The sequence below is a fragment of the Streptomyces sp. NBC_00224 genome (genome assembly GCF_041435195.1).
Taxonomy (GTDB): domain Bacteria; phylum Actinomycetota; class Actinomycetes; order Streptomycetales; family Streptomycetaceae; genus Streptomyces.
The window spans coordinates 6089486-6101151 of the sequence record NZ_CP108106.1 but is presented as its reverse complement, the minus strand read 5'-3'; the positions used below and the strand labels follow the sequence as shown (position 1 = coordinate 6101151).

Sequence of the window (11666 nt, the reverse complement as noted above, 5' to 3'; positions counted from 1 at the left end):
CTCAGTCTGCGGACCGTGGTGGGCTGGTCGCGCAGTTCCCCGCGCCCCTACTGGGCGCCCCGAAGGGGCGCATTCAAGGGGCGCGGGGAACTGCGCGAGCAACCAACGACGGTCCGCAGACGAACGAAGCGGGTGGAGGGGCCGCAGGCCCTGCCCGGGGTGGGGGTCCTACGCCGCCTGGGCTGACGCCACCTCCGCCAAGTACGCCCCCGCCTTCCCCTCCTCGAAGAAGAAGTTCTCGAAGTCCGACGGGTCGTCGAAACCGTTCGCGAAGCGGTCGGCGACCGGCTGGAGTTCGGTGGCCGCGCCGATCAGGTTGAGGACGTGCTCCGGCGGCACCCCCAGCATCGCGTTCGTCCACTTCACCACGTGCCGCGCCGTGTCCCAGTACCGGTCGAAGGCCGAACGCATCCACGCCTCGTCGAACACGCCGTCCCCGTGCTCCACGATCGACGACAGGTACGACGCCGCGCACTTGGACGCCGAGTTGGAGCCCTGGCCGGTGATCGGGTCGTTGGCGACGACCACGTCCGCCACGCCCAGGACCAGGCCGCCGCCGGGCAGCCGGCCGACGGGGTTGCGGACCGTGGGGGCGTACCGGCCCGCCAACGTGCCCCCGGCGTCCGTCAGTTCGACCTTGGTCGCCCGCGCGTACTCCCAGGGCGTGAAGCGCTCCATCAGCTCCAGGGTCAGGGACAGGTGCTCGCCCGGGTCCGTGACGCCACGGAACGCGTCCAGCGGGCCGCCGGGGATGCCCTCCCAGAAGAGGATGTCCGCCCGGCCCGACGTCGTGAGCGTCGGCATCACGAAGAGCTCGCCCACCCCGGGCACCAGGTTGCAGCGGACCGCGTCGAAGTCCGGGTGCTCGGGGCGCGGGCCGAGCCCGTGCACGTACGACACCGCCAGCGCCCGCTGCGGCTCCGCGTACGGGGAGCGCGAGGCGTCGCGGCCGAACATGGACACCAGCTCGCCCTTGCCCGCCGACACCAGCACCAGGTCGTACGTCCGCGCGAAGAAGTCCAGGTCCGAGACCGCCGCCCCGTGGATGACCAGCTGGCCGCCGCGCTGGGCGAACGTCTCCATCCAGCCCGCCATCTTGACCCGCTGGTCGACCGACTGCGCGTAGCCGTCCAGGCGGCCGACCCAGTCGACCGGGCGGGACGCGTCGGGGCCTGCCACCGAGACGCCCACGCCCTCGATGCGCGGGGCCTGGGACTCCCAGAAGTTCAGGCCCAGGTCCCGTTCGTGCTGGAGCGCCGTGTGGAACATGCACTGCGTCGACATGACCCGCCCGGAGCGGATCTCGTCGGCCGTGCGGTTGGACATCAGGGTGACCTCGTACCCCTTCGACTGGAGTCCGAGGGCCAGCTGGAGCCCGGACTGACCGGCCCCGACTATCAGGATTCTCCGCATGCGAGTGTTCTCCGATACGTCAGCAGATACGTGAGCAAACAAAACGAGCGAGTACCGCGCTACTCCGGCAGCTCTTCCAGCGCGTGCGCCACCAGGGCGAGCAGCGACTCGATCACCGTGATCTTGTCGCGCGCGTCCATGATCACCACAGGGATGTGCGGCGGCACCGTCAGCGCCTCCCGGACGTCCTCGGGCTCGAACGACTCGGTGCCCTCGAAGTGGTTGACCGCCACGATGTACGGCAGGCCGCAGCTCTCGAAGTAGTCGAGCGCCGGGAAGCAGTCGGACAGCCGCCTGGTGTCGGCGAGCACCACCGCGCCGATCGCCCCGCGCACGATGTCGTCCCACATGAACCAGAACCGCTGCTGTCCGGGCGTGCCGAACACATACAGGACGAGGTCGTCGTCGAGCGTGATGCGGCCGAAGTCCATGGCCACCGTCGTGGTGGTCTTCTCCGGGGTCGACGAGAGATCGTCCGTGCCCTCGCTCGCCTGGGTCATCACCGCCTCCGTCTGGAGCGGGGTGATCTCCGAGACGGAGGACACGAACGTCGTTTTTCCTACGCCGAAGCCGCCCGCCACCACCACCTTCGTCGCGATGGGGGCCCTCGTGCGGTCCTGCTGCCAGGGCCGCAGCTCCTCCTCGACGGCCTCGACGGCTTCGGGCGCCAGGAGTTCAGAGGCGGCGGAGTCCACTCATGACCCTTTCGAGCAGCGCGCGGTCGGGCCGCCCGGGGCCGTGCCCGGTCCCGTACACACGGATCCTTCCCTGGTCGGCCAGGTCGCTGAGCAGCACCCGGACGACCCCCAGCGGCATTCTCAGCAGCGCCGAGATCTCCGCGACCGTACGCATCGCCCGGCAGATCTCCACGATCGCCCGCATCTCCGGCATCATCCGCAGCGGCGATCCGCCCAGCGCCTTGCGCTCCTCGGGCGCCTCGATGGCCGCCACGAACGTCTCCACGAGGAGGACGTGGCCGAAGCGGGTGCGACCGCCCGTGAGCGAGTACGGGCGGACCCGCGCGGGTTTGCCGCCGGCACCGCGTATCGGCAGCTTGGGGGCGGACGAGGTCACTGGACGGCCTCCATCGACTGGCGCAGCTCGCTGCGGAGTTCGGGGGTGAGCACGTGTCCGGCCCGGCCGACGAAGAGGGCCATGTGGTACGCGACGACGCTCACGTCGCAGTCCGGGGTCGCGTGCACGCCGAGCAGCGAGCCGTCGCTGATCGCCATGACGAAGACGCTGCCCTCCTCCATCGCGACCACGGTCTGCTTGACGCCGCCGCCGTCCATGAGCCGCGCGGCGCCGTGGGTGAGGCTGGCGATGCCGGAGACGATGGTGGCGAGGTCGGCGCTGGAGCCGCGCGGCCCCTCGGGGCGGGGCGCCGTACGGGTCTGCCGCTGGTCCGGGTCGGACGAGAGCAGCAGCAGACCGTCCGAGGAGACGACCGCGACCGACCGCAGCCCCGGCACCTCCTCGACCAGGTTCCGCAACAGCCAGTGCAGATTGCGGGCTTCGCTGCTCAGTCCGAACGTGCCGGTGCCGGTCGCAGTCAACTGCGTGCCTCCTCGACTGTCTCCCCCGTCTGTGGCCTCTGTGCCTTCTTCTCTTCGCCGTGCGTGTCGTTCTGTACTTCGCTCTGTGCGTCCTGGATCTCGGTCTCGGCGTGCCTGCGGCCTTCCAGGGCGCCCTGCTGGAACCCGCCGAGCCGCCGCCGGAGCGCGTCGGCGACCTCCGCGCCGCCCTTGTGTGCGGCGGGGGCGGTGGAGCCCGCCTTGACCACCTTCGGGGTGCGCTTGGGCAGCCCCTTGTCGGTGACGCGCTGCGCGGGGACGGTGGGGCGCGGCTCGGGTTCCGCCGCCTCGACGGCCGTCTCCGGCGTCGGGAGCCGCATCTCGAACGTCGGCTCGTCGACCCGCTCGTGCGTGTCCGCCTCGGCCGGGACAGGAGTCGGAGCCGGGGCAGGAGCCGGGGCAGGGGTCTGGGTCTGGGCCGGAATCGGGAGCGGGATCTCCGCCGTGCGCTCCGCCCGCTCGGGCAGCACGTTGGAGTTGGCCTCCGCCAGCGCGCCCGGCAGCGTGAAGCGCGGCGCGTCGCCCTGCATCGGGACCACGTGCGGCGGGTCGGCCGGGGGCGTCTTCGGCAGGATCGGCTCGGGCAGTACGACCACGGCCGCGAGACCGCCCTGCTTCTGCTCGCGCAGTTCGATCCGCACCCCGTGACGGCGGGCGAGCAGCGCGGCGACGTGCAGCCCGAGCCCCCCGGTCTCGGTGCCGGGCTCCCCCGGCTCGTACGTGGACGGGTCCGCCAGTCGCATGTTGAGCTCGGTGCGGCGGGCCGGGGCCACGCCGATGCCCTCGTCCTCGACCGAGAGCATGACCTCGCCGCTCTCCAGCTGCCAGCCGGAGAGCTGGACCTGGGCGTCCGGCGGCGAGAACGAGGTGGCGTTCTCCAGCAGCTCGGCGACCAGGTGGCTGAGGTCGTCGGCGGCGAACCCGGCCACCTGGGCGTGCGGCGGGAGGGCCTGGATGACGACCCGCTCGTACCGCTCGATCTCGCTGACGGCGGCCCGCAGCACATCGACGAGCGGGACCGGGCCGGGGTGGTTGTGGTGGTGCTCGGCGCCCGCGAGGACCAGCAGGTTCTCGCCGTGGCGGCGGATGACCGTGGCCATGTGGTCGAGCTTGAAGAGCGTGGCGAGCTGGTCCGGGTCCTGCTCGCGCTCCTCCAGGCCCTCGATGATGCCGAGCTGGCGCTCGACCAGGCCGAGGCTGCGCAGCCCGAGGTTGACGAAGGTGTGCTGCACGGTGCCGCGCGCCCGCTCCAACTGGGCGGTCAACTCCCGTACGGAGTCGGCCAGTTCGGCCCGTTCGACGGCGAGAGCGGTCTGGCCCTCGCGGGCCTCGTCGAGCTCCGCGCCGAGGGCGTCGGCGCGGGCCGCGTGTTCGCGCAGCCGGTCGTGGAGCGCGTTGAGCGACCGTACGGCCTGGGCGAACTCGTCGTTGCGGCCGGTGAAGCGGACCGGCTCCTCCGTCTCGGGGGCCGTCGCGAGCCGGGCCGCGCCGCGCCGCAGCACGGCGAGCGGCCGGGTCAGACTGCGGGCGCTGGCGGACGAGACACCGACGGCGAGCAGCAGCAGCGCGCCGACGAGTGCGACCCGCAGCTCAAGTCCGGTCACGTCGTCGTCGCGCAGTGCCTCGAACCGCTTCACCTCGGCCGTGGCGAGCGCCGACTCGGTGCCGCGCATCCGGTCGATCCGCGCGGTGAGCGCGGCGGCGACCTTGTCCGCGCCCAACTTGCGGTCGGCCGCACTGAGTTGGGGCTGGTCGGTGAGGCGGGTGAGATAGCGCTCGGCGGCGGCCACGTCCGGGCCGGTCACGTTGGTGGAGAGCTTCTCGCGCGCGGCGGCGGAGGCCTCCTGGTCGAAGTCGGCGAGCGCGGACTGCTCGCGCACCCGCGTCTGCTGCCCGGCGGCGCTCAACGCGTCCCGGGTGCGCCCCTCTTCGCCGTCGCCCGCGTCCTTCTGTACGTACCGGCCGGTGATCGGGTCGTAGACCGTGGTGGCGGGCTTCTGCGGCACCGAGAGCGCGGCGACCAGCAGGCCCCGGGTGGCGGAGGCCTGTTCGACGGCGCGGCCGAGGTCGCCCGGGGCGCGGGTGGCCTCGGCGGCGCGCGGGGGCGTCCTGTCGGCCAGTTCGTCGGCGAGGCCGAGCAGCTTGGTGATCACGTCGGAGTACGTGCGGTGCGCCTCCAGGGCGGTGCCCTTGCCGGTGAGGGCGGTGCGGCGCAGCGAGGGGACGGTGGCCAGGTCGCGGCCGAGGGCCGCGGGCGCGGTGGCTCGGATCTCGTCGATGCGCCGGTCGACGCGGGTGGCGCGGTCCTTGAGCCCGGCGTCCTTGCGCGGGTCGCGGCCGCCCGCGATGTACGCGGTGACGTCGTCGCGTTCGTCGGCGAGGGCGTGGGCCAGGGTGACGGCCTGCTGGTTCAGCTCGGCCAGGGTGACCAGGCTCTGGGACTCGTTGAGGTCCGAGGAGGCGGTGAGCAGCGCGGGGGCGCCCGCCCCCAGGACGGTGAGCGAGACCACGGCGACCGAGGTGACCAGCCGGGTCCGTACGCGCACGGTGCGCGCGGCGCCCGCGGTGTCCGCGGCGCCCTTGACGCTCTCGCCGCCCTTGCCCCGAGGCCGCTTGTTCTGCACCGGTGCTCTCAATCTTGATTCGTCCACCCATGAAGCCGGGGTGACGACCGGTCATGCGTCTCTTGCGTCGTGTGCGACGCGTTCCCACCCCTGACGGCTTCCGACCATTCCAGTGGTTTTGGGAAGGAGGCATGCAACATCCACTCCGCCACCCGAACGAGTGAACAACACTCGGGAGTTGGCCATCAACTCCCGCGGAATGGCCGCCCCCGCTCATGTGGAAGGCCGGTTGGAACTTCGGCGCGGCCTTTGGCAGGATGCCCGCGCACAGCTCCCCGGCGGACCGTCAGACCCGGCCGGAGCCGCACTCCGGCCCAGTGGTCCAGGCCAATTGACCGCCATGAAGGCCAGGTGGAGGCGTCGTGCAGACTGGCCGTATGCGCATCGAACTCGCCACGGCCCCCGGTGACCCCGCACGCCCCAACGAGGACTGGGTCGCCACCGCACTGCCCGCCGCCGGACGGGGCGGCGTGCTGGTGGTGCTCGACGGGGTGACCCCACCGCCCGGCAACGGCGACTGTGTGCACGACGTGCCCTGGTTCACCGCGCGGCTCGGCGGCGCGCTGACCGAACTGTCCGGTTCACGGCGCGATATACCGCTGACCGAGATCCTCGCCGAGTCCATCAGGCGCACCGCCGACGCCCACCGCGACACGTGTGACCTTTCTCACCCACGTACACCTCAGGCGACCGTGGTCGTGGCGCGTTGGGACGAGGAGGCCGTGGAGCATCTGGTGCTCTCCGACTCCGCGCTGCTCCTGGAGTCCCCCGAGGGCGTGGTGCGGGCCGTCCTCGACGACCGGCTCGACCGGGTGCCGCGGGATGTGCTCGTGTCGGATGAAGTGGCCGACGCGGTTGCCCGTAACCGGGAGGGGGGGTTCTTCACGGCCGCGGCGGATCCGGCCGTGGCCTCGCGGGCGGTCACGGGCCGCACCCCTTTGCGGGACGTGCGGGCGCTGGCCGCCCTGTCGGACGGTGCGTCGCGGTGGGTCGAGACGTTTCGCGAGGGCGACTGGGCGGGGTGTCTGGCCCTGCTGCGCAAGGCCGGGCCGCAGGGTGTCATCGACCGGGTGCGGGAGCTGGAAGACGCCGACATCGACCGTACGTATCTGGGGCGCAGCAAGACGCACGACGACGCGACTGCGGTGTACGTGGAGCTTTGAGCTCGCCTGCGAGCCGGTGGGGGCTGGGCGCGCAGTTCCCCGCGCCCCTGAAGGGCTGCGCCCCTAGGGGCGCAGCTGTGCCCCCGGCTCCTGCATGTCCGCCCGCTCGTTCAGCTGGTGCAGCAGCCTCGCCAGTTCCGCGATCTCCTTGCGGTCCCAGTCCGCCAGCTTGGTGACGTACTGGGCGCGGCGGGCGTCGCGGACGCGGCGGAAGCGGGCCAGGCCCTCCTCGGTGAGGCGTACCAGCGAGGCGCGGCCGTCGGCCGGGTCCGGCTCGCGCGCCACCAGGCCCAGGTCCTCCAGGGCGCGCAGCTGGCGGCTCATGGTCGCCTTGCCCACGCCGAAGTACGCGGCGAGCTCGGTGGCCCGCTGCGGGCCGCCCTCCTCCAGGCGCACGAAGAGCCCGTAGGCCGCGGCCTCCAGCTCGGGATGGACCGCGCGGGCCATCTCGCCGGAGGATGCCCGGGCACGCCGCAGGAACACCGCCAGCTCGCGTTCGAGTGCGAGAAACTCCTGGTCCGGACCGTGCACATCAGCTCCCATCCCACGCTGTCCCGACGGGACAGTATTTCCCAGTCCCCTGTGGACAGGGGCCCCCGGTGCCGCGCACCGGGGGCCCTTTGGCTCAATTACGAGTCACGCGGGGAGCGCATTCAGCAGGTGCCGGCCGGCCGCTCCCGGGTGACCAGGTCCGTCCAGCCGGTGGTGCCGTCCAGCCAGACGACCTGCCGCCCGCCCGCGGCGGACGGGTACAGCTGTTCGCCGCGGTTGCAGGAGAGGCGCTCCTTGCGAGTGCCGTCGGCGCTGAGCTGCCACAGCTTGGGCAGGGTCTCATTGCGGTACTGGGTGTCCGGCAGCAGGGTGTTCACCGTGACCGCGTCGTCCGATGCCGTCAGGTCGAACGGGATCAGCGCGCCGGGGCCGGATTCGGCGCTGATGTCCGTCGTGCCGGTGCCCTCCAGGGTGGACCGGCGCACCGCGAGCTGTCCCTGGTCGGCCAGGTTCTCGTCGACGAGCCAGAACACGTTCTTGCCGGTGATGCCGGTCTGGCCGATCGCCTGCGGCTCACCGAGCTGCTGGGCGAGCTGGGTCTTGCCGGTGGCGATGTCGTACGTCTCGACGCCGATCCTGTAGTCGCTCTCGCCCGGGTAGAGCTTGGCGTACGCGATCTTCCCGTTCTTCAGCGAGGGCAGCGCGGTGCCGAGCTCGAACTTGCCGCCGTCCACCCAGGTGGGCTCGCGGTCGCCGGGCTTGAGGAAGCCGACGTGCCGCCCGCCGAACGGGTCGAAGGACTCGAAGACCACGGTGCCGTTCTCGATGTGCAGGTTCTGGACGTTGGTGTACGAGGTGTACAGCGTCTTGATGGGGCCGCCCGCGATCGGCCGGGACAGGATGTCGAGGCTGGACGTGCCGAACGCGGCCCACACCACCGTCTTGCCGTCGGTGGCCGGATACACGTGGTAGCGCCCGTCGTTGGGGCTGATCAGCTTGGGCGTGCCCGTGCCGTCGACCCGCCCGGCGTAGACCGAGTAGGCCTCGCTGCCGTCGTCGTTGGACTTGGACGTGGCCCACCAGCCGCCGCCCGCGGCCGTGCCCGTACCGGCGATGTTCAGCTTGCCGAAGAGGCGGTCGGAGTCGACGCCGATGGCGTTCTCCCAGCCGGACACGATGCCGTGGGCGTTGAACGACCGCTTGACGATGTTCTGCTGCTTCGCGGAGAGCCCCAGGTCCTTGGCGGCCGCGACGACCGCGTTGCGGGCCTCGGTGTAGCCGTCCAGCGGGGTCATGTACGTGGAGAGCGCCTTGTAGACCAGCCGGTCCGCGAGGAAGGGATCCTTCGGGTCGAGGTCCTGGCGGATGTCCCACAGGGCGCCGGAGAAGATCGTGGAGTTGAGGTGGACTCCGCCGTTGTCGGTGCCGAAGGTGACGCCGAGGTAGTCCTTGGCCGTGGTGCGGCCGTCGTTGAGGTCGCGGAAGGCGCACTCGCGCGGCCTGGTGGTGCGGCACAGGTCCTCGCCGATGAGCCCGGCGTCCGGGTCGTCCATCTTCGCGCCGCTCGCGGTGACGTCGATGGCGTTGCCGAAGTAGTCCGCGAGCGCCTCGTTGAGGGCGCCGGACTGGCCCGCGTAGACGAGGTTCGCGGTGTTCTCGACCACGCCGTGGGTCATCTCGTGGCCGACGACGTCGAGGTCGGCGGAGAGCGTCTTGTACTGCTCGTCCCCGGCCCCGTAGACCATCTTCTGGCCGTCCCAGAAGGCGTTGACGAACGGGCCGCCCGCGAACGTCACGCCGACCAGCGAGTTGATGGTCATGCCGCGCCCGTCCAGGCTGTCGCGGCCGTGCACGTTCTTGTAGTAGTCGTAGACCCGCCCGGCCGCCCAGTGGGCGTCGACCGCGCCGGACTCGGTGGCGTCGCCGCTGTAGTCGGGGGACGGGTTGGTGAACTCCTTGAGCCCGTCCGGCCAGCGGCCCGAGGCGTCGTTGACGTCGACCGCGCGGGCGTCCCAGGTGTGCAGGGTGTTCTTGCTGGTGCCCGCCATCCGCGCGTAGTCGACGAGGCTGTACTGCTTGGCCGCGTCGTCGAAGTAGATGTCCAGCGGGACCTGGTCGCCGTTGGACCTGACGCCGGTGCCGCTGGTGCCGGGGTTGGTGGTGGCGCCGGGCGCCTGCCGCCCGGCGGCGGGTTTCGCGGCCGCCTTCCCGGCCGGGTGCGCCGCGTCGCCCGCGGGCTTCGCCGCGGTGATCGTCTTGACCAGGCTGTACTGGAGCACCGGGAAGCCCGCGTGGGCGTCGACGTACACGTCCTGCAGGACCGGCCTGCCGGTGGCGGTGTCGGTGCCGCGCACGGTGACGCGGTAGGTGAGGATGCCCGCGCCCTTGGGGATGACGACCAGGCCGCCCGCCCGCCCGGTGAGGGCGGCCGCCGCCTTCGTCTTCGCGCCCTCGGCGGGCTGGACGTCCTTCTTGCCGAGGGTGGCGCCGCCGATGCGGGCGGCGACCGAGGAGACGGCCCGGCGCACGGCGATGTCCTCGGCGACGGTCGCCTTGGTGCCGGTGGTCAGACCGGTGAAGTACTTGCCGGAGGTGCCGGTGACGACGCGCTCGCCGTCCTTCTTCTCCATCCGCACCACGTACTGGCCGCCGAGCACCTCGACGCCGTGGTGCTTCTGCTGGAGCCGTACGGTCTCGTCCTCGCCCTGCTTGAGGGTCTGGACGGGGGTGAGGTCGCGGCCGGGGTCGGCTATGCGGTAGCGGCTCTCCTTGGCGGCGAGGTGGCCGCGGGCCGCGTCGGCGGGCGCCGCCTTGGCGTCGGCGCTCTCGTGGAGGCCGTCCACGAGGGCGGGCGTCTCGGTGCCGGTGCCGGGCACGACGTCGGCGGCCGGCGCCTGCGCCGGGGGCGCGGCGTGGGCCGCCGGTACCGCGGTGGCGAGGAGGGCCGCCGCGCCGAGGAGCGCGGCGACGCCCGCGCCCCGGGCCGGTGAGCCGGCCGTCCTGTTCCCCCGGGTGCCGCCTGCTCCGGCTCTGCCTGCTCTGGGCTTGTGCAAGGTCTTTCCTCCACGGGCCGATGCGGGTGCCTCCCGCGAACGGCGTCGGCCGCGCGGGGAGGCCGGTGGCGCCGGTGGGCGCCGACTGGTCATGGCCATGCAAGCCTGTGGGGACTGAACTCCTCAATGGGGCATGTGAGTTGAGATGAGGACTTTGGCGCGAATGCGATCGGAGGGACCGGGCTCAGAGGCGGGCGGCGCGGCCGGACCGGCCGATCGGGCGCCAACCGCCCACGGCTGAAAGTTATTTGCAGCGGCTCGCGGTCGGCGCAGCTCGCACCGGCGTCCGACGTCCCGTCAGAGGCCTGGGCCAATGACAGTTCCAGAACCTCTTTCGCGTCACGGTCTACGTGCGTAGCTTTTCCCGTATGACATGTCCACAACGACATGTCGATTCCCCGACACCTCCCCCCACCCACGCCTTTCGGAGGCACGCAATGCCCGTGCACAGACCCGGAACGGCCCGTCGCGGTCCCCTCGCCGCGGCCGGAATCCTCCTCTCGGCCCTCGCCCTCCTGCTCACCGCCCCCGGCACGTCCGGCGCGGCCCAGACCCCCGCCCGCGGCTCCGCCACCATGGGCATGGGGGTCGCCGCGCACGACGGCAGCGGCGGTCCGCCGCGCGATACCCGCGCCGTCCAGACCGAGGGCGTCGACACCAGCAGCCACAACGGCAACGTCGCCTGGACCACCCTGTGGAACAGCGGGGTGAAGTGGGCCTACGTCAAGGCCACCGAGGGCACGTACTACACCAACCCGTACTTCGCGCAGCAGTACAACGGCTCCTACAACGTCGGCATGATCCGCGGCGCGTACCACTTCGCGACGCCGGACACCACGAGCGGCGCGACCCAGGCCAACTACTTCGTGGACCACGGCGGCGGCTGGTCGCGCGACGGCCGTACGCTGCCGGGCGCGCTCGACATCGAGTGGAACCCGTACGGCGCCGCCTGCTACGGCAAGTCCGCCGCCGGGATGGTCAGCTGGATCCGCGACTTCGTGAACCAGTACAAGGCCCGCACCGGCCGTGACGCGGTCATCTACACCGCCACCAGCTGGTGGACCCAGTGCACCGGCAACTCCGCCGCCTTCGGCTCCACCAACCCGCTGTGGATCGCCCGCTACAACACCGACCCGGGCACCCTCCCGGCCGGCTGGGGCTACTACACGATGTGGCAGTACACCTCGTCCGGCCCGACGGTCGGCGACCACTCGAAGTTCAATGGCGCCTACGACCGGCTGCAGGCACTGGCCAACGGGTAGTACGCGCGCTTGTCCGTGAGGCCCCCGGTGCGCCGACGCGCGCCGGGGGCCTCACCGCTTCGCGTCCCGTCATACGACAGGATGG

General features: G+C 71.9%; 9 protein-coding genes. 2 read left to right on the top strand and 7 right to left on the bottom strand.

Annotated elements, in window-relative coordinates:
* Positions 1 to 168: 168 nt before the first annotated feature.
* The 5 genes from OG965_RS27365 to OG965_RS27345 are packed head-to-tail and all read right to left on the bottom strand — an operon-like array spanning position 169 to position 5611.
* Entirely contained in the window at positions 169 to 1413 is a 1245-nt protein-coding gene (locus OG965_RS27365; protein ID WP_371654705.1) for a styrene monooxygenase/indole monooxygenase family protein, read from the bottom strand.
* 59 nt (positions 1414 to 1472) lie between these two features.
* Positions 1473 to 2108 carry an ATP/GTP-binding protein gene (locus OG965_RS27360; RefSeq protein WP_371654704.1) on the bottom strand — a complete coding sequence of 212 codons (636 nt, stop codon included), beginning with the start codon at positions 2106 to 2108 and terminating at the stop codon, positions 1473 to 1475.
* The gene (locus OG965_RS27355; RefSeq protein ID WP_371654703.1) at positions 2089 to 2487 is read right to left on the bottom strand and encodes a DUF742 domain-containing protein; all 399 of its coding nucleotides are present in this window, start codon (positions 2485 to 2487) and stop codon (positions 2089 to 2091) included. The genes OG965_RS27360 and OG965_RS27355 overlap by 20 nt, the downstream gene beginning before the upstream one ends.
* On the bottom strand, positions 2484 to 2969 hold the full coding sequence (locus OG965_RS27350; protein ID WP_371654702.1) for a roadblock/LC7 domain-containing protein: 486 nt from the start codon (positions 2967 to 2969) through the stop codon (positions 2484 to 2486). The genes OG965_RS27355 and OG965_RS27350 overlap by 4 nt, the downstream gene beginning before the upstream one ends.
* Positions 2966 to 5611, bottom strand: coding sequence for a nitrate- and nitrite sensing domain-containing protein (locus OG965_RS27345; protein WP_371654701.1), 2646 nt, complete (start codon positions 5609 to 5611; stop codon positions 2966 to 2968). The genes OG965_RS27350 and OG965_RS27345 overlap by 4 nt, the downstream gene beginning before the upstream one ends.
* A gap of 377 nt (positions 5612 to 5988) precedes the next feature.
* Here OG965_RS27345 and OG965_RS27340 point away from each other — a divergent pair, with 377 nt between their 5' ends.
* Positions 5989 to 6774 carry a hypothetical protein gene (locus tag OG965_RS27340; RefSeq protein WP_371654700.1) on the top strand — a complete coding sequence of 262 codons (786 nt, stop codon included), beginning with the start codon at positions 5989 to 5991 and terminating at the stop codon, positions 6772 to 6774.
* Positions 6775 to 6837: 63 nt separating this feature from the next.
* Here the strand turns inward: OG965_RS27340 and OG965_RS27335 are convergent, their stop codons facing one another.
* The gene (locus tag OG965_RS27335) at positions 6838 to 7317 is read right to left on the bottom strand and encodes a MarR family winged helix-turn-helix transcriptional regulator (protein ID WP_371654699.1); all 480 of its coding nucleotides are present in this window, start codon (positions 7315 to 7317) and stop codon (positions 6838 to 6840) included.
* Between the two features lie 110 nt (positions 7318 to 7427).
* On the bottom strand, positions 7428 to 10319 hold the full coding sequence (locus tag OG965_RS27330; protein ID WP_371654698.1) for a M4 family metallopeptidase: 2892 nt from the start codon (positions 10317 to 10319) through the stop codon (positions 7428 to 7430).
* 437 nt (positions 10320 to 10756) lie between these two features.
* Between OG965_RS27330 and OG965_RS27325 the strand changes: the two genes are divergently transcribed.
* Positions 10757 to 11581, top strand: a complete 825-nt coding sequence (locus OG965_RS27325; RefSeq protein WP_371654697.1) for a lysozyme — start codon at positions 10757 to 10759, stop codon at positions 11579 to 11581.
* Positions 11582 to 11666 lie beyond the last annotated feature (85 nt).

Excerpts from the sequence above, each read along its gene's own strand:
- OG965_RS27365 (WP_371654705.1), bottom strand. The coding sequence starts at position 1,413 with ATGCGGAGAATCCTGATAGTCGGGGCCGGTCAGTCCGGGCTCCAGCTG.
- OG965_RS27340 (WP_371654700.1), top strand. The coding sequence starts at position 5,989 with ATGCGCATCGAACTCGCCACGGCCCCCGGTGACCCCGCACGCCCCAAC.
- OG965_RS27335 (WP_371654699.1), bottom strand. The coding sequence starts at position 7,317 with ATGGGAGCTGATGTGCACGGTCCGGACCAGGAGTTTCTCGCACTCGAA.
- OG965_RS27325 (WP_371654697.1), top strand. The coding sequence starts at position 10,757 with ATGCCCGTGCACAGACCCGGAACGGCCCGTCGCGGTCCCCTCGCCGCG.